Source organism: Burkholderia pseudomultivorans (assembly GCF_001718415.1).
Taxonomy (GTDB): Bacteria; Pseudomonadota; Gammaproteobacteria; order Burkholderiales; family Burkholderiaceae; genus Burkholderia; species Burkholderia pseudomultivorans_A.
In genome coordinates this window covers 4,626,461-4,652,626 of the sequence record NZ_CP013378.1, presented here as the reverse complement: position 1 = coordinate 4,652,626, position 26,166 = coordinate 4,626,461, and the positions used below count along the sequence as shown (strand labels likewise).

At 68.2% G+C, this 26,166-nt stretch carries 28 protein-coding genes and 1 pseudogene; 10 read left to right on the top strand and 19 right to left on the bottom strand.

Going from position 1 to position 26,166, the window contains the following annotated elements:
* Positions 1 to 16: 16 nt before the first annotated feature.
* Together WS57_RS33820 and WS57_RS33815 are read right to left on the bottom strand one after the other, a co-directional pair.
* The gene (locus WS57_RS33820; RefSeq protein ID WP_040128408.1) at positions 17 to 1,354 is read right to left on the bottom strand and encodes a glutamine synthetase family protein; all 1,338 of its coding nucleotides are present in this window, start codon (positions 1,352 to 1,354) and stop codon (positions 17 to 19) included.
* A 28-nt stretch (positions 1,355 to 1,382) separates the two neighbouring features.
* The gene (locus WS57_RS33815) at positions 1,383 to 2,168 is read right to left on the bottom strand and encodes a gamma-glutamyl-gamma-aminobutyrate hydrolase family protein (protein WP_059482662.1); all 786 of its coding nucleotides are present in this window, start codon (positions 2,166 to 2,168) and stop codon (positions 1,383 to 1,385) included.
* Positions 2,169 to 2,273: 105 nt separating this feature from the next.
* Between WS57_RS33815 and WS57_RS38235 the strand changes: the two genes are divergently transcribed.
* Positions 2,274 to 2,408 carry a hypothetical protein gene (locus WS57_RS38235; protein WP_257786280.1) on the top strand — a complete coding sequence of 45 codons (135 nt, stop codon included), beginning with the start codon at positions 2,274 to 2,276 and terminating at the stop codon, positions 2,406 to 2,408.
* 42 nt (positions 2,409 to 2,450) lie between these two features.
* Here the strand turns inward: WS57_RS38235 and WS57_RS36590 are convergent, their stop codons facing one another.
* Positions 2,451 to 2,630, bottom strand: coding sequence for a hypothetical protein (locus WS57_RS36590; protein WP_080292952.1), 180 nt, complete (start codon positions 2,628 to 2,630; stop codon positions 2,451 to 2,453).
* Between the two features lie 455 nt (positions 2,631 to 3,085).
* Between WS57_RS36590 and WS57_RS33810 the strand changes: the two genes are divergently transcribed.
* Together WS57_RS33810 and WS57_RS33805 are read left to right on the top strand one after the other, a co-directional pair.
* Positions 3,086 to 3,637 (top strand): cupin domain-containing protein, encoded by a 552-nt coding sequence (locus WS57_RS33810; protein ID WP_009687514.1) that lies wholly within the window; start codon positions 3,086 to 3,088, stop codon positions 3,635 to 3,637.
* An 84-nt stretch (positions 3,638 to 3,721) separates the two neighbouring features.
* Positions 3,722 to 5,212, top strand: coding sequence for an aldehyde dehydrogenase (locus WS57_RS33805; protein ID WP_059600973.1), 1,491 nt, complete (start codon positions 3,722 to 3,724; stop codon positions 5,210 to 5,212).
* 45 nt (positions 5,213 to 5,257) lie between these two features.
* Here WS57_RS33805 and WS57_RS33800 read toward each other — a convergent pair whose 3' ends face one another.
* Positions 5,258 to 5,458 carry a heavy-metal-associated domain-containing protein gene (locus tag WS57_RS33800; protein ID WP_009687511.1) on the bottom strand — a complete coding sequence of 67 codons (201 nt, stop codon included), beginning with the start codon at positions 5,456 to 5,458 and terminating at the stop codon, positions 5,258 to 5,260.
* A gap of 346 nt (positions 5,459 to 5,804) precedes the next feature.
* On the opposite strand from WS57_RS33800, the gene WS57_RS33795 reads away from it, so the two are divergent.
* Together WS57_RS33795 and WS57_RS33790 are read left to right on the top strand one after the other, a co-directional pair.
* The gene (locus WS57_RS33795; protein ID WP_009687510.1) at positions 5,805 to 6,137 is read left to right on the top strand and encodes a cupredoxin domain-containing protein; all 333 of its coding nucleotides are present in this window, start codon (positions 5,805 to 5,807) and stop codon (positions 6,135 to 6,137) included.
* Positions 6,138 to 6,143: 6 nt separating this feature from the next.
* On the top strand, positions 6,144 to 6,980 hold the full coding sequence (locus WS57_RS33790; protein ID WP_059518516.1) for an FTR1 family iron permease: 837 nt from the start codon (positions 6,144 to 6,146) through the stop codon (positions 6,978 to 6,980).
* Between the two features lie 118 nt (positions 6,981 to 7,098).
* On the opposite strand, the gene WS57_RS33785 is transcribed toward WS57_RS33790, so the two are convergent.
* The 9 genes and pseudogenes from WS57_RS33785 to WS57_RS33750 all read right to left on the bottom strand — a co-directional run bounded on the left by WS57_RS33785 (position 7,099) and on the right by WS57_RS33750 (position 14,253).
* Complete coding sequence (locus WS57_RS33785) at positions 7,099 to 7,317, bottom strand: hypothetical protein (RefSeq protein WP_009687508.1); 219 nt, start codon at positions 7,315 to 7,317, stop codon at positions 7,099 to 7,101.
* A complete protein-coding gene (locus WS57_RS33780; RefSeq protein ID WP_059600976.1) occupies positions 7,317 to 7,781 on the bottom strand; it encodes a hypothetical protein in 465 nt (154 codons plus the stop codon). Before WS57_RS33780 ends, WS57_RS33785 begins: the two co-directional genes overlap by 1 nt.
* Before the next feature lie 59 nt (positions 7,782 to 7,840).
* Entirely contained in the window at positions 7,841 to 8,161 is a 321-nt protein-coding gene (locus WS57_RS33775) for a helix-turn-helix domain-containing protein (RefSeq protein ID WP_009689604.1), read from the bottom strand.
* A pseudogene (locus WS57_RS36585) lies at positions 8,157 to 8,519 on the bottom strand (type II toxin-antitoxin system RelE/ParE family toxin); the annotation flags it as partial. The pseudogene WS57_RS36585 and the gene WS57_RS33775, both read right to left, overlap by 5 nt.
* Before the next feature lie 141 nt (positions 8,520 to 8,660).
* Positions 8,661 to 10,478, bottom strand: coding sequence for a glutamine--fructose-6-phosphate transaminase (isomerizing) (glmS, locus tag WS57_RS33770; protein WP_069245386.1), 1,818 nt, complete (start codon positions 10,476 to 10,478; stop codon positions 8,661 to 8,663).
* 54 nt (positions 10,479 to 10,532) lie between these two features.
* Entirely contained in the window at positions 10,533 to 11,894 is a 1,362-nt protein-coding gene (gene glmU / locus WS57_RS33765) for a bifunctional UDP-N-acetylglucosamine diphosphorylase/glucosamine-1-phosphate N-acetyltransferase GlmU (protein WP_069245385.1), read from the bottom strand.
* A gap of 135 nt (positions 11,895 to 12,029) precedes the next feature.
* Positions 12,030 to 13,034 carry a tRNA 2-thiocytidine(32) synthetase TtcA gene (ttcA, locus tag WS57_RS33760; protein WP_069245384.1) on the bottom strand — a complete coding sequence of 335 codons (1,005 nt, stop codon included), beginning with the start codon at positions 13,032 to 13,034 and terminating at the stop codon, positions 12,030 to 12,032.
* Entirely contained in the window at positions 13,031 to 13,435 is a 405-nt protein-coding gene (locus tag WS57_RS33755; protein ID WP_009689608.1) for a dihydroneopterin aldolase, read from the bottom strand. The genes ttcA and WS57_RS33755 overlap by 4 nt, the downstream gene beginning before the upstream one ends.
* A gap of 77 nt (positions 13,436 to 13,512) precedes the next feature.
* A complete protein-coding gene (locus WS57_RS33750; RefSeq protein WP_059482673.1) occupies positions 13,513 to 14,253 on the bottom strand; it encodes a Rossmann fold domain-containing protein in 741 nt (246 codons plus the stop codon).
* A gap of 13 nt (positions 14,254 to 14,266) precedes the next feature.
* On the opposite strand from WS57_RS33750, the gene WS57_RS33745 reads away from it, so the two are divergent.
* Both WS57_RS33745 and WS57_RS33740 read left to right on the top strand, forming a co-directional pair.
* A complete protein-coding gene (locus tag WS57_RS33745) occupies positions 14,267 to 15,448 on the top strand; it encodes a class I SAM-dependent methyltransferase (RefSeq protein ID WP_059600983.1) in 1,182 nt (393 codons plus the stop codon).
* A gap of 11 nt (positions 15,449 to 15,459) precedes the next feature.
* The gene (locus tag WS57_RS33740) at positions 15,460 to 15,654 is read left to right on the top strand and encodes a DUF2905 domain-containing protein (RefSeq protein WP_009695565.1); all 195 of its coding nucleotides are present in this window, start codon (positions 15,460 to 15,462) and stop codon (positions 15,652 to 15,654) included.
* A 28-nt stretch (positions 15,655 to 15,682) separates the two neighbouring features.
* Here the strand turns inward: WS57_RS33740 and WS57_RS33735 are convergent, their stop codons facing one another.
* The 6 genes from WS57_RS33735 to WS57_RS33710 all read right to left on the bottom strand — a co-directional run bounded on the left by WS57_RS33735 (position 15,683) and on the right by WS57_RS33710 (position 22,710).
* Positions 15,683 to 15,904 carry a hypothetical protein gene (locus WS57_RS33735; protein WP_009695564.1) on the bottom strand — a complete coding sequence of 74 codons (222 nt, stop codon included), beginning with the start codon at positions 15,902 to 15,904 and terminating at the stop codon, positions 15,683 to 15,685.
* A gap of 129 nt (positions 15,905 to 16,033) precedes the next feature.
* Positions 16,034 to 16,939 carry a carbohydrate kinase family protein gene (locus tag WS57_RS33730; RefSeq protein WP_059518525.1) on the bottom strand — a complete coding sequence of 302 codons (906 nt, stop codon included), beginning with the start codon at positions 16,937 to 16,939 and terminating at the stop codon, positions 16,034 to 16,036.
* A complete protein-coding gene (locus WS57_RS33725) occupies positions 16,936 to 18,216 on the bottom strand; it encodes an AGE family epimerase/isomerase (RefSeq protein ID WP_009695561.1) in 1,281 nt (426 codons plus the stop codon). The genes WS57_RS33730 and WS57_RS33725 overlap by 4 nt, the downstream gene beginning before the upstream one ends.
* Positions 18,217 to 18,218: 2 nt before the next feature.
* Complete coding sequence (locus WS57_RS33720; RefSeq protein ID WP_040128393.1) at positions 18,219 to 19,232, bottom strand: LacI family DNA-binding transcriptional regulator; 1,014 nt, start codon at positions 19,230 to 19,232, stop codon at positions 18,219 to 18,221.
* A gap of 424 nt (positions 19,233 to 19,656) precedes the next feature.
* Positions 19,657 to 21,498 carry an EAL domain-containing protein gene (locus WS57_RS33715; RefSeq protein WP_060255010.1) on the bottom strand — a complete coding sequence of 614 codons (1,842 nt, stop codon included), beginning with the start codon at positions 21,496 to 21,498 and terminating at the stop codon, positions 19,657 to 19,659.
* A 180-nt stretch (positions 21,499 to 21,678) separates the two neighbouring features.
* The gene (locus tag WS57_RS33710) at positions 21,679 to 22,710 is read right to left on the bottom strand and encodes a bile acid:sodium symporter family protein (protein WP_040129037.1); all 1,032 of its coding nucleotides are present in this window, start codon (positions 22,708 to 22,710) and stop codon (positions 21,679 to 21,681) included.
* Between the two features lie 343 nt (positions 22,711 to 23,053).
* On the opposite strand from WS57_RS33710, the gene WS57_RS33705 reads away from it, so the two are divergent.
* The 3 genes from WS57_RS33705 to WS57_RS33695 all read left to right on the top strand — a co-directional run bounded on the left by WS57_RS33705 (position 23,054) and on the right by WS57_RS33695 (position 26,100).
* Positions 23,054 to 23,548: a hypothetical protein gene (locus tag WS57_RS33705; RefSeq protein ID WP_040129036.1), complete on the top strand. Its 495-nt coding sequence runs from the start codon at positions 23,054 to 23,056 to the stop codon at positions 23,546 to 23,548.
* A gap of 346 nt (positions 23,549 to 23,894) precedes the next feature.
* Positions 23,895 to 24,971, top strand: a complete 1,077-nt coding sequence (locus WS57_RS33700; RefSeq protein WP_009692371.1) for a porin — start codon at positions 23,895 to 23,897, stop codon at positions 24,969 to 24,971.
* A gap of 166 nt (positions 24,972 to 25,137) precedes the next feature.
* Positions 25,138 to 26,100: a LysR family transcriptional regulator gene (locus WS57_RS33695; protein WP_040128390.1), complete on the top strand. Its 963-nt coding sequence runs from the start codon at positions 25,138 to 25,140 to the stop codon at positions 26,098 to 26,100.
* Positions 26,101 to 26,166 lie beyond the last annotated feature (66 nt).

The window sequence follows — 26,166 nt, the reverse complement described above, 5'->3', positions numbered from 1 at the left end:
GGCGGTCGTTGCGCGCTTACACGTGCAGCAGCAGATGGCGGCGTTCCCACGAGCTGATCACGCGGAAGAACGCTTCGTATTCGGTTTCCTTCAGCGCGAAATACGCCTTCAGGAACTTGTGGCCGAGGATTTCGCCGAGCGGCTCGCAGGCGGCCATCAGCGTGAGCCCTTCCTCGAGGTTGCGCGGCAGCTGGTACGGCAGCGAGTAGCCGTCGCTGACGAGCGGCTCGGTCGGCTCGAGGCGCTGGGTCATGCCGAGATAGCCGGCCGCGAGCGTCGCGGCGAGCGCGAGGTACGGGTTGCAGTCGACGCCCGGGATGCGGTTCTCGATGCGGCGCGCGGACGGCCCCGAGTGCGGGATCCGGAAGCCGACCGTGCGGTTGTCGTAGCCCCACTGCACGTTGATCGGCGCGGCCATGAAGCGCGACAGCCGGCGGTACGAGTTGATGTACGGCGCGAAGATCGGCATCAGCGCCGGCGTGTACTTCTGCAGCCCCGCGAGATAGTTGTAGAACATCGACGTCGCGCCGCCGGTTTCCTGCGACGTGAACAGGTTCTGTCCCGTCTCCTCGTCGACGATGCTCTGGTGCACGTGCATCGCCGAGCCCGGCTCGCCTTCCATCGGCTTGGCCATGAAGGTCGCGTACATGTTGTGGCGCAGCGCGGCCTCGCGCACCGTGCGCTTGAACAGGAACACCTGGTCGGCCAGCGACAGCGCGTCGCCGTGCATGAAGTTGATCTCCATCTGCGCGGCGCCGACTTCGTGGATCAGCGTGTCGATGTCGAGATCCTGCGTCTCGCAGTATTCGTAGATGTCCTCGAACAGCGGATCGAACTCGTTGACGGCCTCGATCGAGTACGACTGCCGACCCGTTTCGGGGCGGCCCGTGCGGCCGACCGGCGGGCGCAGCGGCAGGTCCGGGTCCTTGTTCATGTCGACCAGGTAGAACTCGAGTTCCGGTGCGACCACCGGCTTCCAGCCCTTGGCCTTGTACAGGTCGAGCACGCGGCGCAGCACGTAGCGCGGCGAGATCTCGACGGGCGAACCGTCGAAGTGCACGCAGTCGTGGATCACCTGCGCGGTCGGGTCGACGGCCCACGGGATCAGGCGGATCGTCGACACGTCGGGCACGCAGACCATGTCGGGGTCGGTGACGCCGGTCAGCGAACCGTCTTCCGGATACTCGCCGGTGACGGTCTGCACCATCACGGCCTGCGGCAGCCGCATCGACTCGCCGGACGTGAACTTGTTGCGCGGCGTGATCTTGCCGCGCGCGATGCCGGCCATGTCGGGAATGATCGCTTCGATCTCGGTGATCCGGTGCTGCTTCAGAAATTCTTCGATGTCTTGCATGTTTGTTCTCGTTGGTTGGTCGGCGCGCTCAGGCGAGCGCGGCGGCGGCCGTGGCGCGCGTGCGGGCTGCGCGGCGCGCGCGGCAGGCGTCGCCGAAGGCGCGGAAGATCGCGCTCGACAGCGGGTCCTGCGCATGCCGCCATTCCGGATGCCATTGCACGGCGAGCGCGAAGGCCGGCGCGTCGACGACGCTGACGGCCTCGATCAGCCCGTCCGGTGCGACGGCCTCGATCGCGAGGCCGGAGCCGAGTTGCGCGATGCCCTGCTTGTGCAGCGAGTTCACGTGCACTTCGTCGCGACCGCCGGCGAGCGCGTGCAGCATGCCGCCGGGCGTCAGGCGCACGACGTGCGCGGGGCCGTATTGCGTGTCCATCGGCGCGTCGTCGTCCTCGCGGTGATCGGCGAGGCCGGGCACTTCATGCACGCGCTGGTGCAGCGTGCCGCCGCATACGACGTTCAGCTCCTGGAAGCCGCGGCAGACAGCCAGCACCGGTACGCCCGCGGTGATCGCCGCGCGCAGCAGCGGCAGCGTCGTCGCGTCGCGCGCCGGGTCGTGCTTCGTGCCGGGCGCGCTCGGCTCACCGCCGTACAGGTGCGGCTCGACGTTCGAGTAGCTGCCGGTAAACAGCAGGCCGTCGACCGCATCGAGCACGTCGTCCGTCGACTGGCGAGCGCCGAGCGCGGGCAGCACCATCGCCAGCGCGTGAGCGCCGTCGACGATCGCGGCGACGTATTTGTCGCCGACCGTATGCGACGCGTGTGCGCCGATTTGCGTGTGGTCGGCCGTGATGCCGACGAGGGGTTTCCTTTCCATGACGTCTGTCAGTAATCCGAAGGGCCGTTGCCTGCAAATCGCGGCAATGGTCGAAACGCAGGCGCGACACGACCCCGCAGCCTTGCGAAAACCGCAAGGCCGCTGATGAGTGAGCGCAACGGGATGGTGTGGCGATCCGCGCTGCGCGCGACGATCAAGCCGTCGTTCGTTTCGTTGCGACGCGCGACGCTGCAACGCATGCGCGAACGCGTGCCGTCACCGCGCAATCGACGCGGCTAACGGGATGCAGACGAAACGAACGACGTGAAGAGAAAAGAGGCGCTACGGCAGCAGCGACGCGACTTCGTCGGTATGAACGGCGACGAATGCGCGTGCGGAAACGGCGTTGTGACGCCGGACGGAACGACGAGACAGGATGGTGTAGATCGACAGATGCAGGCGAGGACTATGCCAGCCGCAACTGCCGTCGGAAGGCGGGACCGCGCTGCGCAGACTTCGCACATCGCCTCGATCCCACCTCACCAGAGGGCCACGGACTCTCACGATTACACTCGACTGGTTCGTTGAAAGTATTGAACACCTGATCGTTTCGACGCGCGGGGCGTTTAAAATAATCGAGGCGCCGGTTCAGCATCGCTTACATCGACAGGCATCAATTTTTGCGTTGCAATAACGCATTTGGCTGCACATGACGCGCCAGTGACGCTGACCTGAGAGCCAGCATATACGAGCCAAAAACGGCGTCAAATGTTTTTTAACGGTCCCGTATCAGGGGTTTCCCGAGCAGTGCGAATAAAAGATTCATAAAAGGAATACTCGACACGGTGTTCATTATTTCGAACGCCTTTCAGGGTTTTCCCCGTTAATGCGCGGCATAAAGTGATTAGAATATTCAACGGCAGTCCACCGCGTCGTTTCACTTTTTCATCGCGCCTATCGTGTCCGAAACCGAATCGATGTCCACCGAAGTCGCCGAGCGCCTGCGTTTCGTGCGCAACAAGCATGCACTGTCGCAGCGCGAACTCGCGAAGCGGGCCGGCGTGACCAACGGCACGATCTCGCTGATCGAGCAGGGCCGCGTGAGCCCCTCGGTCGGCTCGCTGAAGAAACTGCTCGAATGCATTCCGATGAGTCTGGCGGAGTTCTTCACGTTCGAGCTCGTCGAGTCGCGCACGGTCGTGTCCCGCCGCGACGAGATGCCGAACCTCGGCAACGACGCGCTCGCGTTTCACCTCGTCGGGGCGGGCGTGAAGGACCGCAACATGTGCATCATGCGCGAGGTCTACCAGCCGCTGGCCGATACGGGGCCGGAGATGCTGGTGCATGCGGGGCACGAGGGCGGTGTCGTCGTGTCGGGGCGCCTGGAGCTGACCGTCGACGGCGCGACATGGCTGCTCGACCCCGGGGACGGCTACTACTTCGAAAGCCGTTTGCCGCACCGTTTTCGCAATCCCAGCGCGGAACAGATCTGCGAGGTCGTCTCGGCCAATTCGCCGGCGACCTTCTGACCGCGCGTCACCGCATTCGCGGCGGCCGCGCGTCGCGTGCGCCGCACGTCGAACCGCGAATGCCATCACATTGAGGCATCCTGAATGAAAAAGTTGACTTTGGCTGACTGGCAGGACAAGGCGGCGTCGCTCGAGATCGAAGGGCGCGCATTCATCGACGGCGCGTTGCGCGACGCGCACGGCGGCAGGACGTTCGACTGCGTGAGCCCGATCGACGGCCGCGTGCTGACGAAGGTGGCCGACTGCGGCGAAGCCGACGTGAACGCGGCCGTCGCGGCCGCGCGCCGCGCATTCGACGCGGGCGTCTGGGCCGGCCTGAACCCGCGCGCGCGCAAGGCCGTGCTGCTGCGCTGGGCCGCGCTGATGCGCGAGCATCTCGACGAGCTGTCGCTGCTCGAGACGCTCGACGCGGGCAAGCCGATCGGCGACACGACGACGGTCGACGTGCCGGGCGCCGCATACTGCGTCGAATGGTTCGCGGAAGCGATCGACAAGGTCGGCGGCGAAGTCGCGCCGGCCGATCATCATCTGGTCGGGCTCGTCACGCGCGAGCCGGTCGGCGTCGTCGCGGCCGTCGTGCCGTGGAATTTCCCGCTGCTGATGGCCGCATGGAAGTTCGGTCCCGCGCTCGCGGCCGGCAACAGCGTCGTGCTGAAGCCGTCGGAGAAGTCGCCGCTGACCGCGATCCGCGTCGCGCAGCTCGCGTTCGAGGCCGGCATTCCCGCCGGCGTGTTCAGCGTGGTGCCGGGCGCGGGCGAGCCGGGCAAGCTACTCGCGCTGCATCACGACGTCGACTGCATCGCGTTCACGGGCTCGACGGCGGTCGGCAAGCTGATCATGCAGTATGCGGCGCAGTCGAACCTGAAGCGTGCATGGCTCGAACTCGGCGGCAAGTCGCCGAACATCGTGCTGCCCGACTGCCCGGATCTCGACCGCGCCGCGCAGGCGGCGGCCGGCGCGATCTTCTACAACATGGGCGAGATGTGCACGGCCGGCTCGCGGCTGCTCGTGCATCGCGACATCAAGGACGCATTCGTCGAGAAGCTCGTCGCGGCCGCGCGCGCATACGTGCCCGGCAATCCGCTCGATCCGTCGGTGTCGATGGGCGCGATCGTCGACGGCATCCAGCTCGAACGCGTGCTCGGCTACATCGACGCGGGCCGCAAGGAGGGCACGCTGGTCACCGGCGGCGCGCGCGTGAAGGAAGAGACGGGCGGCTTCTACGTCGAGCCGACGGTGTTCGAGGTGAAGCCCGACGCGAAGATCGCGCGCGAGGAGATTTTCGGGCCGGTGCTGTCGCTGATCGTGTTCGACGATATCGACGAGGCCGTGCGGATCGCGAACGACACCGACTACGGGCTGGCCGCGGCCGTGTGGACGTCGAACCTGACGACCGCGCACGAGGTGTCGCGCCGGCTGCGGGCGGGCACGGTGTGGGTGAACTGCTACGACGAGGGCGGCGACATGAACTTCCCGTTCGGCGGCTACAAGCAGTCGGGCAACGGCCGCGACAAGTCGCTGCATGCGCTCGAGAAGTACACGGAGCTGAAGTCGACGCTCGTGCGGTTGCGCTGACGCGCATGCGCGCGCATCGTCGAGCGACGATGCGCGCGGCGGCCGTTACGCGCTGCGCAGCGCCGGATGGAACCCGGCCGCCTCGATGATGGCCTGCACACGTTCGGCGCCTTGCGCGGATTCGACCTTGACGGTCTTCGCGGCGACGTCGATGTCGAGCTTCGCGGCCGGATCGGCGGCCGTCACCGCGCGCGTGATCGCGTTGGCGCAGCCGCCGCAGGTCATGTCCTGAACTTCGAATTCCATCGTGCTCTCTCCTTGGCTGATTGACGATCGACGAACGCTCCAATGATGAAGCTTGCCACGGTGGGAAGGTCAAGCGTCGTCATCGACGCGCTCGGCTTCGCGCGCTGTCGGCCGTGCGTAAGGCGGTCGTCCGACGAATCTGTGCGGCGCGGCGCGCATGCCGCTCGGTGTTTGGCCGGATTGACCGCGCACGCGCGATGGCGGGCTCGCGCGCAGGCCTTGTCGTGCCATACGCCGTGTCCGCGCTATGGAGCGTGATCCCCATTGCGGGTGCAAGGGCATTCGGATTGAAAATGCGAATCGCTCTTAGTATCGAGGCCCCTCAAGCTCTGTTCGCTTTTCGATCATGAATCGTGTTGCTGTCGGTTTCTCGCTGGTTCTGCTCGGCGCCTGCGTCACCCCCGCGTTCGCTTCGGACGACGTCGTCAACCTGACGCTGAAGGATCACAAGTTCTCGCCGGACGGCGTGACGATTCCCGCCGGCAAGAAGGTGAAGTTCCTCGTGAAGAATCTCGATGCGACGCCGGCCGAATTCGAAAGCGACGACTTCAAGGCGGAGAAGGTCGTTCCGGCCGGCAAGTCGGTCGAGATCCTGGTCGGGCCGCTGAAGGCCGGCACGTACGAGTTTCACGACGAGTACCACGAAGCGCAGTCGAAGACGCATCTGACCGTCAGGTAAGCCGCCATGCTGTCCACTGCGCTGATCGTCTTTCGGGAAGTGCTCGAGGCCGCACTCGTGGTCTCGATCGTGATGGCCGCCACGCGCGGCGTGCCGCGGCGCGGCTGGTGGGTCGGCGGCGGGCTGGTCGGCGGCGTGATCGGCGCGGCGCTGATCGCGGCGTTCGCCGACGTGATCTCGCAGTGGGCGTCGGGGATGGGGCAGGAGGTCTTCAACGCCGGCGTGATGTTCGTCGCGACGCTGATGCTCGCGTGGCACAGCATCTGGATGAGCCGCCACGGCCGCGAAATGGCGGTGCAGATGAACGCGGTCGGCCGCGCGGTCGCCGCGGGCAGCAAGCCGCTGACGGGGCTCGCGATCGTCGTCGGCGTCGCGGTGCTGCGCGAAGGCTCGGAGGCCGTGCTGTTCCTGTACGGGATCGCCGCGGGCGATCCCGGCCAGACGCCGCAGATGATCGCCGGCGGGCTGCTCGGCGTGCTCGGCGGCGCCGGGCTCGGCTATGCGATGTATGCGGGGCTGCTGCAGATTCCGCTGAAGCGTCTGTTCTCGGTCACGAACTGGCTGATCGTGCTGCTCGCGGCCGGCATGGCGAGCCAGTGTGTCGGCTTCCTGCTCGCGGCCGGCCTCGTGCCGTCGTGGGGCGATGCGATCTGGGATACGACCTGGCTGCTGAAGGATTCGAGCCTCGTCGGCAAGGCGCTGCATACGCTGATCGGCTATACCGCGCGGCCGGCCGGCATTCAGGTCGCCGCGTACGTCGCGACGCTGGCGGCGATCGTCGGGCTGTCGCGGCTCGTCGGGCGTCCGCAGCGCGCGATGCAGCCGCCGCGTCAGGCCGCGTAGCCGTCGTTTGCGGAGCGCAGATGAGCGAAGGGGCGTCGTGGACGCCCCTTCGTTCGTTTTGCACGGCGACAACCGCGCGCGTTTCTGCCGCGGCGGCCGGCCGGATCCGGCGAATCGGTCAGCGGTGGTTGTCGATCCACGCACGCGCCCATTCGAGCCCCGCTTCGCGCGCTTCTTCCTCGGTGTCGAACACGTCGAGCACGCCCGACGCCTCGACCAGCTTGTTGTTCTGCGTGATCGTGCCGCTCGCCGCGTAGCGCTCGGGCTGCAGGATCTCGTCCTGCTGCAGGATCGCGTGGCCCCAGATCTGGTAGCCGTGATAGGTCTGCGCTTCCATTATCGCGTCACCTCGGCGGGACGGTTGCGCGTGCCGACACGCAGCACGTTGCCGTCCGGCGTGTATTGCCGCGGGATGTCGGAAAAGTCGTGCGCGTGCGGCGCATCGGGCGCGGCCGGCTGCATCACCGTGAGGCGGCCCGGCGTGGGCTGCGCGACGGGGCGCGGCGCGGCCGGCGCTTCGGCCGCGGCGGGCGGCCGATGGGGCTCGGCTTTCAGCGCTTGCGCGACGCGGCGCTTGTGCGGCGGTTTCACGATCGGTTTCGGCTGCGCGCTTGCGTGCTTCTCCGCGCCCTTGGCGGCATGCGCGTCGGCGCCGGCGTGTGCGGACGGCGTATGGGCAGGCGTACGAGCCGCAGGCAGCCGCGCCTCGGGCGGGTTCCAGACCTCGACGTAGTGCTCGGCCGCCCAGCCCGTCGACGCGAACGTCAGCGCCAGCACTCCGCATCCAAACAGTCTCAGCATTGTCTCTCCGTCAGATTCTTTTCGGCGCGCAAGGCGGCCTGCGAGATGTAAAGGCGTACTCAGGAGAACACCTCAAGCCCGTGCTTCTCGACGATCTGCAGCATGCGCGCCGCGATGCCGCTCGGCCGCTTGTCGCCCTGTTCCCATTGACGGATCGTCGACGTCGTCGTGTTCAGGTAGAGCGCAAACACGCTCTGGCTCACGTTGACCGACTTGCGGATGCGGGCAATTGCTTCCGGGGCGAACTGCGGGGCGGCTTCGATGCAGAGCTCGTCGTATTCGCGCATCGTCTTCTTGTCGATCAGATTGGCGCGATAAAGACCCGACGCGGCGCTGTGGATCGCCTCCGTTGCGTCGCTCTTGAACCGACTCTTGGCCATTGCAAATCTCCACAAGCTCGTTGAGTGCGATCAGCGTTGCGAGGTCGTCGTTGGTGCGATGCCCGAGATCGACCGCAAGCTTTCTGAAGGCGCGCAGTTCGCGTTCGTCGATGTCGTCCCGGTCGCGCTTCGCGAACAGGAACACGAACACCCACGCCTGCCCGATCCTGCCCAGCACGATTCCGCGCCGACGGTTGCCGTCCAGGCGCTTCTTCCAGACATTGCCGCCGAGATCGACGCCCTGGCCGCGCGCCAGCTCCCGGATTGCGCGGCAGAGTTCGGTATCGGCGATTCCCGCTTTTCTGGCTGCCTTGTGAAACCATTTCGTTTTGAAAACGCGTCGTACGGATGCAGGCATGTCGGGCCGGTCGAGTTAGCACAGGATTATATACCACTACGTGGTATATATTTCGACCTGGCCGAACGGCCACAAGCAGCCGGCCGGGCACCGACGCGACGCCGGGACGACCCTGCAGGGCCCTCCCGACCCGGTGTTGCCTTATTCCACCGTCACCGACTTCGCGAGGTTGCGCGGCTTGTCGACATCGGTGCCGCGCGCGCAGGCCGTGTGATACGCGAGCAGCTGCAGCGGCACGACGTGCAGGATCGGCGACAGTTGCCCGTAATGCTCGGGCATGCGGATCACGTGCAGCCCGTCGTCGTTGACGATCTGCGTATCCGCGTCGGCGAACACGTACAGCTCGCCGCCGCGCGCGCGCACTTCCTGCATGTTCGACTTCAGCTTCTCGAGCAGCGTGTCGTTCGGCGCGACCGTGACGACCGGCATCGCTTCGGTGACGAGCGCGAGCGGCCCGTGCTTCAGCTCGCCGGCCGGATAGGCCTCGGCGTGGATATACGAGATTTCCTTCAGCTTCAGCGCGCCTTCCAGCGCGATCGGGTAGTGCAGCCCGCGGCCGAGGAACAGCGCGTTTTCCTTGCGCGCGAATTCCTCCGACCACGCGATGATCTGCGGCTCCAGCGCGAGCACGCTGTTCAGCGCGGCCGGCAGGTGGCGCAGCTGCTTCAGGAATTCGGCCTCCTGCGCGGCGTCGACGTACCCGCGCAGCTTGCCGAGCGTCGCGGCCAGCACGAACAGCGCGACGAGCTGGGTCGTGAACGCCTTCGTCGATGCGACGCCGATCTCGGTGCCCGCGTGCGTCAGGAACTGCATCTCGGTCAGGCGCACCATCGCGCTCGTCGCGACGTTGCAGACCGCCAGCGTATGCGTGTGGCCGAGCGACTGCGCATGCTTGAGCGCCGCGAGCGTGTCGGCGGTCTCGCCCGACTGCGAAATCACCAGCACGAGCTGGCGCGGGTTCGGCACCGATTCGCGGTAGCGGTATTCGCTCGCGATCTCGACCTGGGTCGGGATCTTCGCGATCGATTCGAGCCAGTACTTCGCGGTCAGGCCCGAGTAGTAGCTGGTGCCGCACGCGAGGATCAGCAGGCTGTCGATGTCCGCGAACGCGGCGGCCGCGGCGTCGCCGAACAGCGATGCGTCGAACGCTTCGGTCTGCGGCACCGTATCGCCGATCGCGCGCGGCTGCTCGAAGATTTCCTTCTGCATGAAGTGGCGATAGGGGCCGAGCTCGACCGCACCGCCGTACGCGCTGACCACGCGGATCTCGCGCTGCGCGAGCGCGCCGTGGCGATCGACGATCTTCACGCCGTCGAGCGTCAGCTCGCACATGTCGCCTTCCTCGAGGAAGGTGAAGCGGTCGGTGCTGCCGGCCAGCGCGAGCGCGTCGGACGCGAGGAAGTTCTCGCCGTCGCCGTGGCCGACGACGAGCGGCGAACCCTGGCGCGCGCCGACGACGGTATGCGGCTGGTCCTTGTGGATCACCGCGATCGCGTAGGCGCCGTGCAGTTGCTGCACCGCTTCGCGCACGGCCTCGAACAGGTCGCCGCGATACAGGCTGTGCACGAGGTGCGCGATCACTTCGGTGTCGGTCTGCGACACGAATTCGTAGCCCTTCGCGCGCAGCGTTTCGCGCAGCGGCTCGAAGTTCTCGATGATGCCGTTGTGCACGAGCGCCAGCGCGCCCGACGAGAAGATCGGGTGCGCGTTGTGCGTGACGGGCGCGCCGTGCGTCGCCCAGCGCGTGTGCGCGACGCCCGTGGTGCCTTCGAGGTGCGAGTCGCGCACCTGCGCGTCGAGATCGGCGACGCGCGCGACGCTGCGCGCACGCTGGGGCCCGTTAGGATCGAGCACGGCGACGCCGCACGAATCGTAGCCACGGTATTCGAGGCGCCGCAATCCTTCGATCAGCACCGGAACGATATTACGCTGCGCAACTGCGCCGACAATGCCGCACATGAATGGACAATCCTGTAAGTCGACGCGGGCGCCGCACGGGCGCCCGCAAAAGGTTCAGCTTTTCTTCTTGACCGGGCGGACGTAGCCGCTCTTTGCGGTCTGCGTCTTCTCGTTCAATGCCAGCATGCCGTCAGCGACGTCCTTCCAGACCGTCGTGCCGGCCGCGATCGTCACGCCGCGGCCGACGCGCACCGGCGCGACGAGCTGCGTGTCGGAGCCGACGAACACGTCGTCCTCGATCACGGTGCGGAACTTGTTCGCGCCGTCGTAGTTGCAGGTGATCGTGCCCGCGCCGATGTTCACGCGCGCGCCGATGTCGGCGTCGCCGATGTAGGTGAGGTGGTTCGCCTTCGAGCCGTGGCCGATCACCGCGTTCTTCACCTCGACGAAGTTGCCCACGTGCGCTTCGTCCGCGAGCTGCGCGCCGGGGCGCAGCCGCGCGTACGGGCCGATCACGGTGTGCGCGCCGAGCTCGGCGCCGTCGATGTGCGTGAAGGCGTCGATGCGCGCGCCCGCGCCGATCGACGCGTTGCGGATCACGCAGTTCGCGCCGATCGTCACGTCGTCGGCGAGCGTCACGTCGCCTTCGAACACGCAGTTCACGTCGATCGACACGTCGCGGCCGCAGCGCAGCGTGCCGCGCACGTCGAGGCGCGCCGGATCGGCGAGCGTGACGCCGTCGGCAAGCAGCGCGTCGGCGACGTTGCGCTGATGGATGCGCTCGAGCTCGGCGAGCTGCGCCTTGCTGTTCACGCCGAGCGTTTCCCATTCCTCGTCGGGCTGCGCGGTGACGACCTCGAAGCCGGCCTCGATCGCGAGCTCGACGACGTCGGTCAGGTAGTACTCGCCCTGCGCGTTCTTGTTCTTCAGCGCGCCGAGCCACATCGACAGCTGGGCCGTCGGCGTGACGATGATGCCGGTGTTGATCTCGGCGATCTTCAGCTCGTCGGGCGACGCATCCTTCTGCTCGACGATGCGCGTGACGAAGCCGGCGGCGTCGCGCACGATGCGGCCGTAGCCGGTCGGATCGTCGAGCGTGACGGTGAGAATCCCGTAGCGGCCGTCGCGGGCCGCGTCGGCGAGGCGATGCAGCGTCGATGCGCGCGTGAGCGGCACGTCGCCGTACAGCACGAGCGTCGGCTGGGCGGGATCGAGCAGCGGCAGCGCCTGGCGCACCGCGTGGCCGGTGCCGAGCTGTTCGGCCTGCACCGCGAACTGCACGTCGGGTGCGGCGACCGCGGCCTGGACCTGCTCGGCGCCATGCCCGACGACCACGACGAGCCGGGACGGCTGCAGCGTGCGCGCGGTGGCGATGACGTGGGAGAGGAGCGGCCTGCCGGCCAGCGGATGAAGCACTTTCGGCAGCGCGGAACGCATGCGCTTGCCGGTGCCTGCCGCCAAAATCACGATATTCATGGCGCGCGCTTGTCAGAGGAGTTCGAAGCCGTCCATTTTAGCATGCGGCCCCTGTCGTTCCGGGGCTGCCGAGGCGCGCCGGCAACGCCGGAACGGGCGCCCGGCGCACCGTTCCGGCGGGCCTTCCGGCCCCGCTTACAGGTCGTCGAACTGGACGATCGAGATCGGCTTCGCGCCGCCCGCGCCGCCCGCGGCGGACGCGTCGTCGCCCGTCGCGCACGGCTCCTCGTCGAACGCGATGTCGCCCTGCGGATCGGCCTGGCCGGTCGCGCGCAGCGACGCGAACGGGAACAGGCCGGTATCCATCAGGTGCGACGGCACGACGTTGGCGAGCGCGCTGAACATGTTGTCGACGCGGCCCGGGAAGCGCTTGTCCCATTCGCGGATCAGCGCCTTCATTTCCGCGCGCTTCAGGTTCGGCTGGCTGCCGCACAGGTTGCACGGGATGATCGGGAATTCGCGCAGCTCCGCGTATTTCTCGAGATCGGTTTCCTTCACGTACGCGAGCGGGCGGATCACGACGTTCTTGCCGTCGTCCGACTGCAGCTTCGGCGGCATGCCCTTCAGCTTGCCGCCGTAGAACATGTTCAGCAGCAGCGTTTGCAGGATGTCGTCGCGGTGGTGGCCGAGCGCGATCTTGGTCGCGCCGAGCTCGCCGGCCACGCGATAGAGGATGCCGCGGCGCAGCCGCGAGCACAGCGAGCAGGTCGTCTTGCCTTCGGGCACGAGCCGCTTGACGATGCTGTAGGTGTCCTGGTTCTCGATATGGAACGGCACGCCGACCTGCGTCAGGTACTCGGGCAGCACGTGCTCGGGGAAGCCCGGCTGCTTCTGGTCGAGGTTCACCGCGACGATCTCGAAGTCGATCGGCGCGCGCTCGCGCAGGCGCAGCAGCACGTCGAGCATCGCGTAGCTGTCCTTGCCGCCCGACAGGCAGACCATCACCTTGTCGCCGTCCTCGATCATGTTGTAGTCGCCGATCGCCTGGCCGACCTGGCGCACGATCCGCTTGAACAGCTTGTTGTTCTCGTACGCTTCCTTCTGCTCGCGGCGCGTCAGCGCGCGGCGGCCGACTGCGTCGGCGGAAGCTTCGATGACGGCCGCGTCGGCCGCCGTGTCATGTGTTTGGGGGGCGTTCATGCGCGCTCCTCGTCCTTGATGCGAAAGACTTCGACGCCGACGGCGTCGCAGTCCGGATAGGCGTCCGGTTTCTCGGTACGGACGCGTACCGCGCGCACGGCGTCGTGCGCCAGCAGGTGCGCGGCGATCGCGTCGCACAGCGTTTCCTGCAGATGAATGTGGCCGCGCGCCAGGCATTGCGCGACGCTCTGTTTCATCAGATCGTAGTCGACGACTTCATGCAGCCGGTCGTCCACCGGGGTCGACAGCGAAAGCGGCACGAACAGGTCGACGTTGATGACGACGCGCTGCTCGCCGCGCTTCTCGTGTTCGAACGCACCGATATTGATGTGCACCTCGTAGTCGCGCAGGTAGAGCCTGCGGCAGTCCGCGAGGCGGGGGTGCAGGAGAGCGGAAAACATGGTCGTCCCAGTCAAATTGGCGTGCGGACACGCAAAGCGGCGCGGGCGGCGGTGTCAGGCCGCGCGATCCGCGCAGTTCATTCATTCGGGCCGGCGGCGGGCGGCACCAGGTGCTCGCCGCCGTCGACGGTCAGCGTCGCGCCCGTGACGCCGGGCGCGCTCGCGAGATAGCAGGCCGCCGCCGCGATATCGTCGGCGTGCGGCGCATGGCCGCGCACCAGCGCCGCGACGCGCACCTTCGGCGCGAGCGCCAGTGCCAGCGCCGACGTCGCGCGGTGCAGCGCGGCCTGCATCAGCGCATGCGGCAGGTGCGCCGCCGGCGCCGGGTGAAACAGGGCCTGGTCCAGCACGTGGATCGCGCAGGCGCGCAGCGCTTCGTCGTCGCGCGCGGCGTCGGGCGTCGCATCGGCCAGCGCGCGGGCCAGCGCGAGCGGCGCGGTGACGTTGCGGGCGAGCGCAGCGGCCAGGGCGGCAGCGAGCGCGGCGTCGTCGTCGCCGGTGCGGGCGCTGACGAACACCGTGCACGCGGGCCGGCCGAGCGCATCGCCGCACGCGGCGACCAGCGCCGCCGCATCGGTTTCCAGGGCCAGATCGGCGTCGAGCACGGCCGCGCGGCGGCCATGCGCCGCGACTTCGGCGACCAGCGCGTCGGCGGCCGCGCGCGGCGCGCCGGGGCCGCGCTGCAGCGCGAGGTCCCAGCCGCGCCGCGCGAAGGCGTTCGCGAGCGCCCGGCCGATCGACGCGGCGTCGGCGGCGCTGTCGAGAGCGCCCGCGACCAGCGCCACGCGGGCGGTCGACGTATCGGCTGAAACGGTCATTTACAATGCCGGGATGAACCCGAAAGCTCACGAACCCGCTAGTTTACCTGCTCCCGGCCCCGATGCGCTCGCGCAGTCCGAAACCCTGGCCGCGCAACTGCGCGACGAGGTCGCGGCGGCCGGCGGCTGGCTGCCGTTTTCCCGCTTCATGGAGCGCGCGCTGTATGCGCCGGGCCTCGGCTACTACAGCGGCGGCGCGCGCAAGTTCGGGCGACGTGCCGACGACGGCAGCGACTTCGTCACCGCGCCCGAGCTGTCGCCGCTGTTCGCGCAGACGCTCGCACAGCCGGTCGCCGACGCGCTCGCCGCCAGCGGCACGCGCCGCGTGATGGAATTCGGCGCGGGCACCGGCAAGCTCGCGGCCGGCCTGCTCGCGGCGCTCGACGCCGAACTCGACGAATACCTGATCGTCGACCTGTCCGGCGAACTGCGCGAGCGGCAGCGCGACACGATCGCGTCCGCCGCGCCGGCGCAGGTCGCGAAGGTGCGCTGGCTCGACGCGCTGCCCGAGCGGTTCGACGGCGTCGTGGTCGGCAACGAGGTGCTCGACGCGATGCCCGTGCGGCTGTTCGCGAAGGGCGACGGCGCGTGGCGCGAGCGCGGCGTCGCAGTCGATGCGCGGCAGGCGTTCGTGTTCGACGATCGTCCGGTCGCGCCGGACGCGCTGCCGCCGGTGCTGGCGGGCCTCGACGTCGACGACGGCTACGTGACCGAGACGCACGAGGCCGCGCTGGCGTTCGTGCGAACCGTCTGCACGATGCTCGGGCGCGGCGCGGTGCTGCTGATCGACTACGGCTTTCCCGCGCACGAGTACTACCATCCGCAGCGCGACCGCGGCACGCTGATGTGCCACTACCGGCACCACGCGCACGACGATCCGTTCCTTTATCCGGGCCTGCAGGACATCACCGCGCACGTCGAATTCACCGGCATCTACGAAGCGGGCGTCGCCACCGGCGCGGACCTGCTCGGCTATACGTCGCAGGCGCGCTTCCTGCTCGACGCGGGCATCACCGATGCGCTGGCCGCGATCGATCCGTCGGACATCAAGCAGTTCCTGCCGGCCGCGAACGCGGTGCAGAAGCTGATTTCCGAAGCCGAGATGGGCGAGCTGTTCAAGGTGATCGCGTTTTCGCGCGGCATCGACGGCACGCTCGACGCCTTCGCGCGCGGCGACCGCTCGCACGCGCTCTGACGGGGGCTGCGATGCTGCGCTGGTTGATGGCATCGTTCGTCGCGGTGATGATCCTGACGCGCTGCTGGCCGTGGCTCGGCAAGCTCGGCGTCGGGCGGCTGCCCGGCGACGTCACGCTGACGCTCGGCGGGCGGCGCTACCCGTTTCCGTTCATGTCGACGCTGGTGCTGACGATGCTGGTGTCGATGGCGGCGCGGATGCTCTGAACCGCGCCGGGGCCGGGCCGCGGCCGCGCTACAGCTCGATCTCGCCGAGGATCCGGTGCGCAAGCGCCTTCGCCTCGTCGAACGCTTCCTCCTCGCTCGGGCTCGTGGTGTGCACGTCGTACCGGATGTTCTCGGTCTCGTCGCCGTCGTCGCGGGCGAGGATCACATAGCCCTGGAACTGCCCGTTGCCCGCATGCTGCGTATGCGCCTTGGCCGTGTAGATGCCCTTCGTGAACGTGTTGGTGTCCATGACGCGTCTCCCGCAAAAGGACACTTCATCGTAGCACTGCGGCGCAGCATGTACAGCGCGGCTTATCGGTGACCGATCCGTGTCCGGTCACCGTTCCGTCATCTTTCCGTCATCGTTCGTCATCGTTCGTCAGTCGAGCAGCGCAACCACTTCGTCGAGCGTCGGCGCATGCGCGCCCGTGTGCCGGCACGCGGCCGCGCCCGCCGCGAGCGCGAACGCGAGATGTTCGCGCCACGAGCGCTGCGGCGCGGCCATCAGGCTGAACAGCAGGCCGCCGATCGAGGCGTCGCCCGCGCCGACGGTGTCGGCCACCTCGACGCGCGGCGGGCTCGCCTCGTAGCGCTCGCCGCCCGCGTAGAGCGTCGCGGCCTGCGCGCCGCGCGTGACCAGCACGGCCGCGCGCGGGTTCAGCTCACGCACCATGTCGACCGCTTCGGCGCCGTCGCTGCCGAACAGGTGCCGCAGGTCTTCGTCGGACACCTTGATCAGGTCGGCGAGGCCGGCCATCTTCTCGAGCGTCGGCCGGTACGCGGCCGTCATCAGGTTGCGCACGTTCGGATCGAAGCTGATCTTCACGCCGCGCGCGTGCAGGTCGGCCGCGAGCGCGACGAGCGTGCCCGCGAGCGGCTCGCGCACGAGACTGATGCAGCCGAAATGCGCCCATTTCACGTGCTCGGTCCAGCCGGCCGGCAGCCGCGCCGGGTCGAACGCGAGATCCGCGCTTGCGTCGCCGATGAAGAAATAGGCGGGCGGACGCGTCTGGTGGACGATCGCGAGCAGCGGCGCGCGCGGCACGCGCTGCAGGAAGCGCAGGTCGAGTCCGGCCGCCTCGCTGGTGCGCCACAGTTCGTCGGAGAAGCAGTCCTCGCCGATCGCGCCCGCGAGCGCGCTCGGCATGCCGAGCCGCGCGACCGCGCGCGCGACGTTCCAGCCGGCGCCGCCCGGCACCGAAGTCCATTGCGCGTCGCCGCTGCGCACCATGTCGGTCAGGATGTCGCCTGCCGACACGAAAGCCGGGAAAGTGCCGCCGCTCATTGGTTTGCCTCGCCGCGCGCTGCGCGCGCCAGGGTTGCGAGCACGTCGTAGCACGCGCCCATCGTGTGATAGTCGGTCTTGCCGGCCGGACTCTTTTCGTCGCTGTACTTGCGGTTGTCGCAGGTCAGGATCCGGTACCACGCGCCGTAGCGGTGATCGACGAAGTGCGCCCAGCTGTAGCGCCAGATCTCGTCGTACCAGTCCCAGAAGCGTTCCGCGCCGGTGCGTGCGCCGAGCATCGCGGCCGCCGCGAAGGTTTCCGCCTGCACCCAGAAATACTTGTTGTGGTCGCAGATCGTGAAATCGGGGCCGAAGCCGTAGCAGAGGCCGCCGTGGTCCGTGTCCCACGCATGCGTGAGCGCCGCGTCGAACAGTTCGGCCGCGCGCGGCACGAGCCAGTCGAGCGGACGGTGCCGTTCCAGGATCAGCAGCAGCTTCGCCCATTCGGTCTGGTGGCCGGGCTGGAAGCCCCACGGACGGAAGATGTTCGAGCTGTCTTCCTTGTTGTAGTCCCAGTCGACCGACCAGTCCGCATGGTAGTGCTCCCACACGAGCCCGCCGGCGAGCGCGGCCTGGCGCTGCGTGATGTTCGTCGCGACCTTTTCCGCGCGATCGAGATACGTGAGGTGGCCGGTCGCTTCGTACGCGGCGAGCAGCGCTTCGGTCATGTGCATGTTCGCGTTCTGGCCGCGATACGTCGACACGATCCAGTTCGGCGTCGCATCGTCGGCATAGAGGCCTGCGGCGGGATCCCAGAAGCGGTGCTCGGCGAGCTCGTAGGTCGCGGCGATCAGCGGGCGCGCTTCGTCGATGCCGGCCATCGTCGCGTGCGCGGCGGCGAGCAGCACGAACGCGAGGCCGTAGCAGTGGCGCGTGCCGTCGAGCGTCGCGCGCTTCGCGCCGTCGCGCCAGTCGAGCTCCCAGTCGTAGCCCTGCAGTCGTTCGTCCCAGTGCGCTTCGCGCAGGAAGCGCAGCCCGTGGCGCGCGTAGTCGAGATGGCGCGGGTCGCCGAAATGGCGATACGCCATCGCGTAGTTGAACACGAACCGGCAGCTGCTGACGAGGTGGCGCGACGTGCGGTTGTAGACGCTGCCGTCGTCGCGGAAGTAGTGGTAGAAGCCGCCCGTCGGGTCGAGCGCATTCGGCGCGTAGAAGCGCAGCGTGTCCTCGACGTGCGACAGCAGGAACGACGGGTCGCGGAAATTCTCGACGAACGGCGCCGGCTGCGCGTGGGCGGCCGGCGTGGCCGGGCAGGGTTGGACCGGGGGCATGTTCATGATCAGGTGACCGTGGCGGAATCGAGCGCCGGCGAGCCGGCGGGCTGGCTGCTGGCCCGCACGATCAGCTCGACGGGCAGGGAGATCTCGGTGTGTTCGGGCGCTTCGGCGAGCAGCAGTTCGACGCCGCGGCGGCCGAGCGCTTCCTTGTCGACCGCGAGCGTCGTCAGCGGCGGGTTTGCGTGCGCGGCGGCCGGAATGTCGTCGAAGCCGACGATCGCGATGTCGTGCGGAATCCGCAGGCCGCGCGCGATGCACACGCGCTGCGCGGCGAGCGCGGCGGCGTCGTTGTAGGCGAACACGGCGTCGGGGCGCGGGCCCGGCGCGTCGAGCAGCTGCTGCATCGCGCGCGCGGCGCCGGTGTCGGGATCGAGCCCCGCGTCGATCGTCACTTCGTAGGCGGGATCGAACAGCTGGCCGGCCTCGAAGAACGCGCGTCGGTAGCCGATCGCGCGCTGCGCGATGCTGTAGTGCGCGGGCGAGCCGCCGATGAACGCGATCCGCGAGCGGCCGGTCGCGAGCAGATGGCGCATCGCGAGCGCCGCGCCCGTTGCGTTGTCGATGTTGACCGAGCGCAGCCCGGGCGCCCACAGGTCGATCAGCACGAGCGGGCGGCCGGTCGCGGCGAGCGCCTCGATCGTCTCGGGCTCGATGAAGCCGGCCACCGCGATCGCGTCGGGCGCGTGCGGGCGCATCTGGCGCAGCACGTCGTCGTTCGGTCCGACGGTGAGCAGCGTCGGCACGATGCCGCGCTCGCGGCACGCGTCCTCGACGCCGTGCAGCACGTGCGAGAAGAACGGGCTGGCGGGAAAGCGGTTGTGCTGACGATGCAGCAGGAACGTGAGCCGGCGGATGCGCGGCCGCAGTTGCGCGGAGTCGTAGCCGAGTCGCTGCGCGATCTCGACGACGCGCGCACGCGTCGTTTCCGACAGGCCGGGCTGGTTTTTCAGCGCACGGGAGACGGTGCCGATCGAGACCTCTGCCGCCCGCGCCACATCGCGAATGGTGGTGCCCATCGTTCGGGATCCGGTTTGTTTAGGGTGATGGCGATTGTATAGTAAAACTTGTTGGGGAAAACGGGCCGGATAACCGGGGAATACCCGCAAATAGTGCGTTTTAACGTGCTAATCAGCGAAAACGACGTTACTAAAAATACTAAACAAAAGGCGAAAAAGGCAAGGTGAACGCGCGAAGGCGCGCTCGATGCGGGCCACAGGCGGGCGACGTGTGCCGGAATTGGGTCGACGGCGGTGCGGATGGAGGTGGGGTGGCCGGCTGCTGCGCGACGCACAGCGGAGGCCGCCCGCGTGGTGCGATCCGGGAAGGGGAGGCAAGGCGGCAACGCGGCGAGGCAGCAAGGCAGCAAGGCAGCAAGGCAGCAAGGCAGCAAGGCAGCAAGGCAGCAGTGCAACGCGTCCCCGAAACAGCGCCCCACACGGTTCAGCGCGCGATCGTGCCGCCCGGCTCGCCGCGTTCGCGCAGCGCCGCGCGGCCCGCATCGAGATCGACCACCGCGAGCCCGCCGGGTTGCTGCTTCGCGCGCCGTTTCGCGAGCGCGGCGACCGACGCGATCTCGTCGCTGCCATAGCGCTTCGCGCCGTGTGCGCCGGCCGGCACGCCGACCGCGCCGATCGCCATCGTCACGAAGCCGAAGAACGCGGGGTTGCCGTGGCGATCCTCGCCGCGCAGGCCGCCTGCCTGCCGGTCGGCCTGCGTATAGAACAGCTGCGCGCCCGCGTTGAAGCGTTCGATCGCGGCGAGCGCGCGCGACCGCCAGTCGTCGTGCTGGAACAGCACGAGGAAATCGTCGCCGCCGACGTGCCCGAGAAAGTCCCGCTGCGGATCGCACACGCCGGCCAGCACCGTCGCGGCGAACTTCAGCACCTCGTCGCCCTGCCAGTAGCCGTACTGGTCGTTGAACGGCTTGAACTGGTTCAGGTCGACGTAGCACGCGTGAAAGCCGGCGTCGCGCGCGAGCAGCCGGTCGATGTGCGCGCTGATCGGGATGTTGCCGGGCAGGAACGTCAGCGGGTTCGCGTAGCGCGCGGCCTCGATGCGCATCTCGGTCACCGCGCGCACCAGGCTCTCGCCGGTGCCGAGCCCGACGTAGCGGCCATGCTCGGTGATCACGAAGCCGTCCGCCAGATAGCGCTGGTCATGGCTCGCGAGCAGCATCGCGAGCTGCTCGAAGGTGGTCGAGTTCTCGATCATCAGCGGCGCGTCGTTCGCGAACTGCAGGCACGGCTTCTTGCCGAACACCTCGCGGTGGTACGGCAGCGCGAAGCGGTCGATGAAGCCGCGGCGGTTCACCAGCGCGACGGGCCGCCCGCGCTCGACGAGCGCAACCGCGTGCAGGTCGGGCATCCGGTTGAACAGGTCGAGCACGTCGTTGCTGGTCGCGTCGCGCGGCAGCGCCGGCGCCGGCACCAGCATCTTCGAGGCGATCGTGCCGGCCGGCCGCGCGACGCGCGTCGCGCCGGGGAACACCGCGATGTGCGGCGCGCGGATCGCGTCGCGCGCGGCCGGCGCGACGACGCGCGAAGGCCGGGCGTCCGGGCGGCCGAGCAGGAAGCCCTGCACGCAGCAGATGCCCATGTCGCGCACGACGATCAGGTCGCATTCGTTCTCGATGCCTTCCGCGATCAGTTTCGCGCCGCTCGCGTGCGCGAAATGCTGCATCGCCTTCACGGCCTCGAACTTGAGCGGGTCGCGCGCGATGTCATGGATGAAGAAGCGGTCGATCTTCACGACGTCCGGGTGCAGGCGCAGCCACAGATTCATGCTCGCGTTCGCGGTGCCGTAGTCGTCGAGCGCGAACTGGATGCCCGCATCGCGCAGCGATGCGATCGCCGGCACGATGTGCGCGACGTCGGTCGCCGCGTTCTGCTCGGTCAGCTCGATCACGATGCGTTCGGCGCCGACCCGCGCGCGGCCGAGCAGCATGCGGGCGCGCTCGCGTTCGCGCGCGAGCTGCAGGATCGTGCCCGCGCTGAAATTGAGGAACAGCTTGCCGTCGCAGCCGAGCGCCGCGAACGCATCGAGGCAGGCGAGCGCGGCCGCCTGTTCGAGCGCGATGGTCTCGCCCTCGCGCGCGGCCTGCGCGAACAGCGCGGCAGGCGGCTCGAGCTCGGTGCCCTGAGGGCCGCGGATCAGGCCTTCGTAACCGACGACGGTGCCCGACCCGAGGTCGACGATCGGCTGGAACACGGCGGCGAGCGCGCGATCCGCGATCAGGCGCGAGGTGCTGCCGGCGGCAGCGGAAGCGGGAGGGGGCGCGGGCATGAGCGTGGCGGCCGAAACGACGGGACCCACGACTTAACGGCAGCGCACGCGCAGAGTTGAATGAAGATTGTGTGACGCGATGCGCGATGTTGGTGCGTCGTATCGCGTACCGGCCGCGTATTGGCCGTGTACCGGCCGCGCGGGCGAGGACGCGCAGGCGTGCGCCTGCGCCCGGGTGCGTCAGCGCTTGCCCGCGCTCAGCGTGCGCGGCGCCGCGCTCGCGTCGCCCTCGTCGCGCTCGCCGCTAAGGTCGCGGGCGCCCCAGCGCTGCGCGAGTGCCGCGCACGCCATCAGCTGGATCTGGTGGAACAGCATCAGCGGCAGCACGATCGCGCCGACCGCGTGCGACGAGAAAATCACCTTCGCCATCGGCACGCCGGCCGCGAGGCTCTTCTTCGAGCCGCAGAAGATGATCGTGATCTGGTCGGCGCGGTTGAAGCCGAGCCGCTTGCCGACGAACGCCGTCAGCAGCAGCGCGATCGCGAGCAGCACGAGGTTCACGACGAGCAGGCCGCCGAGCGCGCGCGCCGGCATCTGGTGCCACAGCCCCTGGTTCACGGCCTCGCTGAACGCGACATAGACGACCAGCAGGATCGAGCCCTGGTCGACGAAGCGCAGCACACCGCGGTTGCGATCGATCCAGCCGCCGATCACGGGCCGCAGCAGCTGGCCGGCGATGAACGGCACGAGCAGCTGCATCACGATGCTGCCGACCGTGCTCCACGGCGATGCGGCCGCGGCCGACTGCGACGTGATCATCAGCCCGACGAGCGCCGGCGTGACGAAGATCCCGAGCAGGCTCGACGCCGAAGCCGCACAGACGGCCGCCGGCACGTTGCCCTTGGCGATCGACGTGAACGCGATCGACGACTGGACCGTCGACGGCAGCGTGCACAGGAACAGCACGCCCGCATACAGCGCCGGCGTGACGAGCGGTTGCAGCACCGGCTTCAGCGCAAGGCCGAGCAGCGGGAACAGCGCGAACGTGCTGAGCAGCACGACCGTGTGCAGCCGCCAGTGGGTCGCGCCGGCGATCACCGCCTCGCGCGACAGCTTCGCGCCGTGCAGGAAGAACAGCAGGCCGACCGCGATATTGGTCGCCCAGTTGAACGCATGCGCGGCCGGGCCGCGGCACGGCAGCAGGCTCGCCAGCACGACGGTGCCGACGAGCGCGAGCGTGAAGTTGTCGGGAAGAAAACGGGGACGGGCCATCAGGATCTCAACGGAAACGACGAAGGCGCGCATCGCGCGCGAATCCGGCTATTTTCCCGGTTGATCATTCAATACACAAATTCATTGTGCGAATCGATTGATGAATCAGGTGCATGCCAAGCGGCCCGGCCGCGCATGCCCGCCGATGCGTAAAACGGCAGAAGAATGTTCTGCCGCGATCACGCCCCGAGGTGAAAAAACCTAGCAGTAACATGGTGTTACACCGATGCCCGCGACATAACATTTTTTGGCTCGACACGTTTTTCGCCCGCTCATAAATTACTGCTGAAAGGCTTGTGTCGGCCGGAAACGGCTGGCGGCGAGCAGGAACTGGCACTGAATGATGACGGAACGGGTGAAACGGAAGATCGGACGATGGGCGGCAGGCGTGCTCGGCGCATTGCTGATACCGCTCGCGCTCGCGCAGCCGCCGCATGGCGGCGGTTATGCGTTCGGCGGCCACGGCTTCGGCGGCGGCGACATGCGCGCGTACGGCCAGCCGGCCGGCGGCGCGCCCGTGTGGCGTCGCGCGGCGCCGCCGGGCGGCGTGCGTCTCGCGGTGCCGGGTGGCGTCAGCGGCGCCGGTTCCCGCTGGGGCCTGCGGCCGACGCCGTCGTACGGCCACTACGCCGCGCAGAGCCCGTATCGCCCGATCAGCGCCGACGCGCGCCAGATGCCGCGTCCGCCGGCTGGCGGCAACCTGCCGCTGCGCGCCGGCTCGATCCGCGCCGACGTCGCGCGCTACAACGAGGAGCGCGGCGGCCGCCCGATGCCGCCGCCCCGGTCGCAGGAAGAGCCTGCGCATTCGCCGTTTTTCTCGCCGTTCTACCGCAACTGAACGCGACCGCGTTCCCCCTCCCCACGCCGGCTGATGCGAATTCGCCACAGTCGCGCGCAGATTTCCGCTGATTTTCCCGCCGCATTGCGCTATCTTTCGCGCCCGGCACGCGTGCGCCACGCGGCCGTCCGGTCGCGCGAACGCTCCGCGCCGGGCCGCCGCCCCTCGCGCCGGCCACGTATCGCCTTCGCAAAGTTAATGCTGCCGCTATACCCGCAATAAGCGGACGCAATTTTGACCGGACGAATGATCCGTAAAGATGGCTGCGCCCCACACGACGCAAGCATCGGCTCCGATAACAACGCTCGCGCCATTTATCGACAAATCGACAAAACCTGGAGATCCCATGAAAGCATTCGCCCGCCGTGCGTCGCGCACGTCCGTCAAGCTGATCGCAGCGGCCGCCTGTGTGGCCGCCACCGCCCCCGTCCATGCGCAATCGAGCGTGTCGCTCTACGGCCAGGTCGATGAATGGGTCGGCGCGACCAAGTTCCCGGGCGGCAACCGCGCATGGAACGTGAGCGGCGGCGGGATGTCGACGTCGTACTGGGGCATGCACGGCGCCGAGGACCTCGGCGGCGGCTACAAGGCGATCTTCACGCTGGAAAGCTTCTTCCGCGCGCAAAACGGCCAGTTCGGCCGCTTCCAGGGCGACACGTTCTTCGCACGCAACGCGTACGTCGGCGTCAGCTCGCCGTACGGCACGGTGACGGCCGGTCGCCTGACCACGCACCTGTTCCTGTCGACCATCCTGTTCAACCCGTTCTACGACTCGTACACCTTCTCGCCGATGGTGTACCACGTGTTCCTCGGCCTCGGCACGTTCCCGACCTATCCGAGCGACCAGGGCGCAGTCGGCGATTCGGGCTGGAACAACGCGCTGTCGTATACGTCGCCGTCGTTCGGTGGCCTGAATTTCGGCGCGATGTACGCGCTCGGCAACCAGGCCGGCGACAACCGCTCGAAGAAGTGGAGCGCGCAGTTCAACTACGCGAACGGCCCGTTCGCGGCGACCGCCGTCTACCAGTACGTGAACTTCAACAACGGCCCGCAGGATCTGAGCGCACTCGTGGCCGGGATGAAGAGCCAGGGCATCGCGCAGGTCGGCGCGACCTATGACCTGAAATTCGTGAAGCTGTTCGGCCAGTATATGTATACGAAGAACGACCAGGTCGCCGGCAGCTGGCACGTGAACACCGCGCAGGGCGGCGTGTCGGTGCCGCTCGGCGTCGGCAACGCGATGGCGTCGTACGCGTACTCGCGCGACTCGGGCGGCCTCGACCAGACGCGCCAGACCTGGGCCGTCGGTTACGACTACCCGCTGTCGAAGCGCACCGACGTCTATGCCGCGTACATGAACGACCACATCAGCGGCCTGTCGACCGGCAACACGTTCGGCGCCGGCATCCGCGCGAAATTCTGAGCCCCGCGCGCGCGGCCTGCGCGCCGCGCGTTCCGCACCCCGATTTTTTGCCCGAAACGGCGCCGCAACCCGCGGCGCCGTTTTGCCTTTCTTGACCTTTCTATTTCTTCGCCTTTGTTACCCTATCTCGTAATTGCATGATTCCCAGGAATTGCGAGCTAGTTCGATGGATACCCTCGTCAGCATGAATGTGTTTCGATACGTCGTCGAAGTGGGCAGCTTCGTCGGCGCGGCGGAGCGCATGCAGATGTCCGCGGCGATGGCGAGCAAGCACGTCATGCATCTCGAGCAGCAGCTCGGCGCGCGGCTGCTGCACCGTACGACGCGCCGCGTCGCGCCTACCGAGGCGGGACGCGAATACTACGAGCGCCTCGTGCAGGCGCTCTCCGAACTCGACGAAGCGGGGCAGGCGGTCGGCGCCGCGAGCGTGGTGCCGCAGGGCCGGCTGCGCGTGACGTCGCTGTCCGCATTCGGGCTGCGGCACGTGATGCAGGCGGTCACCGATTATGCGGAGCGCTTTTCCGACGTGACGGTCGAGATCACGCTGTCCGATCGCGTGGTCGAACTGATCGACGAAGGCTACGACGTCGCCGTGCGCGCCGCGCCGAGCGGGCTGAAGTCGTCGTCGCTGGTCGCGCGCCAGATCGCGACCGCGCACATCCTGCTGGTCGCCTCGCCGGCGTATCTGGACAAGCACGGCACGCCCGAGACGATCGCCGATCTCGCGCACCACAACTACCTGCGCCGCGACTCGAACGCGACGATGCTCGACTCGATGCTGAACGACGCGGCCGCCGCGTCGCGCGTGACGCTGAGCGGCAACCTGATCGTCAACCATCTCGAGGGATTGCGCGCGGCCGTGCTCGGCGGCGCGGGCATTGCGCTGCTCGGCACCGAGGTGGTCGGCGACGATATCGAGTCCGGGCGACTGGTGCCCGTGCTGATCGACGCGATACCGCCGCGCGAACTGCCGATCTATGCGGTGTATGCGAGCCGTCGCCACGTATCGGCGAAGGTGCGCTCGTTCGTCGATTTCCTTGCCGCGCGTTTCGAAGGGCAGTCGCTGTGCCCGTCGATCGAATCGCGCCTGCGCGTGCTGCCGATCACGCGGATCAAGCGCGCGGGCTGAACCGCCTTTCCCTTCGCCGCACGAACAAAAAACGCGAACCGCAGGGTTCGCGTTGTCGTTTCGTCC

Coding starts and splice junctions, on each gene's coding strand:
- WS57_RS33820 (WP_040128408.1), bottom strand. CDS start 1,354: ATGCAAGACATCGAAGAATTTCTGAAGCAGCACCGGATCACCGAGATC.
- WS57_RS33815 (WP_059482662.1), bottom strand. CDS start 2,168: ATGGAAAGGAAACCCCTCGTCGGCATCACGGCCGACCACACGCAAATC.
- WS57_RS38235 (WP_257786280.1), top strand. CDS start 2,274: ATGAGTGAGCGCAACGGGATGGTGTGGCGATCCGCGCTGCGCGCGACG.
- WS57_RS33810 (WP_009687514.1), top strand. CDS start 3,086: ATGTCCACCGAAGTCGCCGAGCGCCTGCGTTTCGTGCGCAACAAGCAT.
- WS57_RS33805 (WP_059600973.1), top strand. CDS start 3,722: ATGAAAAAGTTGACTTTGGCTGACTGGCAGGACAAGGCGGCGTCGCTC.
- WS57_RS33800 (WP_009687511.1), bottom strand. CDS start 5,458: ATGGAATTCGAAGTTCAGGACATGACCTGCGGCGGCTGCGCCAACGCG.
- WS57_RS33795 (WP_009687510.1), top strand. CDS start 5,805: ATGAATCGTGTTGCTGTCGGTTTCTCGCTGGTTCTGCTCGGCGCCTGC.
- WS57_RS33790 (WP_059518516.1), top strand. CDS start 6,144: ATGCTGTCCACTGCGCTGATCGTCTTTCGGGAAGTGCTCGAGGCCGCA.
- WS57_RS33785 (WP_009687508.1), bottom strand. CDS start 7,317: ATGGAAGCGCAGACCTATCACGGCTACCAGATCTGGGGCCACGCGATC.
- WS57_RS33780 (WP_059600976.1), bottom strand. CDS start 7,781: ATGCTGAGACTGTTTGGATGCGGAGTGCTGGCGCTGACGTTCGCGTCG.
- WS57_RS33775 (WP_009689604.1), bottom strand. CDS start 8,161: ATGGCCAAGAGTCGGTTCAAGAGCGACGCAACGGAGGCGATCCACAGC.
- glmS (WP_069245386.1), bottom strand. CDS start 10,478: ATGTGCGGCATTGTCGGCGCAGTTGCGCAGCGTAATATCGTTCCGGTG.
- glmU (WP_069245385.1), bottom strand. CDS start 11,894: ATGAATATCGTGATTTTGGCGGCAGGCACCGGCAAGCGCATGCGTTCC.
- ttcA (WP_069245384.1), bottom strand. CDS start 13,034: ATGAACGCCCCCCAAACACATGACACGGCGGCCGACGCGGCCGTCATC.
- WS57_RS33755 (WP_009689608.1), bottom strand. CDS start 13,435: ATGTTTTCCGCTCTCCTGCACCCCCGCCTCGCGGACTGCCGCAGGCTC.
- WS57_RS33750 (WP_059482673.1), bottom strand. CDS start 14,253: ATGACCGTTTCAGCCGATACGTCGACCGCCCGCGTGGCGCTGGTCGCG.
- WS57_RS33745 (WP_059600983.1), top strand. CDS start 14,267: ATGAACCCGAAAGCTCACGAACCCGCTAGTTTACCTGCTCCCGGCCCC.
- WS57_RS33740 (WP_009695565.1), top strand. CDS start 15,460: ATGCTGCGCTGGTTGATGGCATCGTTCGTCGCGGTGATGATCCTGACG.
- WS57_RS33735 (WP_009695564.1), bottom strand. CDS start 15,904: ATGGACACCAACACGTTCACGAAGGGCATCTACACGGCCAAGGCGCAT.
- WS57_RS33730 (WP_059518525.1), bottom strand. CDS start 16,939: ATGAGCGGCGGCACTTTCCCGGCTTTCGTGTCGGCAGGCGACATCCTG.
- WS57_RS33725 (WP_009695561.1), bottom strand. CDS start 18,216: ATGAACATGCCCCCGGTCCAACCCTGCCCGGCCACGCCGGCCGCCCAC.
- WS57_RS33720 (WP_040128393.1), bottom strand. CDS start 19,232: ATGGGCACCACCATTCGCGATGTGGCGCGGGCGGCAGAGGTCTCGATC.
- WS57_RS33715 (WP_060255010.1), bottom strand. CDS start 21,498: ATGCCCGCGCCCCCTCCCGCTTCCGCTGCCGCCGGCAGCACCTCGCGC.
- WS57_RS33710 (WP_040129037.1), bottom strand. CDS start 22,710: ATGGCCCGTCCCCGTTTTCTTCCCGACAACTTCACGCTCGCGCTCGTC.
- WS57_RS33705 (WP_040129036.1), top strand. CDS start 23,054: ATGACGGAACGGGTGAAACGGAAGATCGGACGATGGGCGGCAGGCGTG.
- WS57_RS33700 (WP_009692371.1), top strand. CDS start 23,895: ATGAAAGCATTCGCCCGCCGTGCGTCGCGCACGTCCGTCAAGCTGATC.
- WS57_RS33695 (WP_040128390.1), top strand. CDS start 25,138: ATGGATACCCTCGTCAGCATGAATGTGTTTCGATACGTCGTCGAAGTG.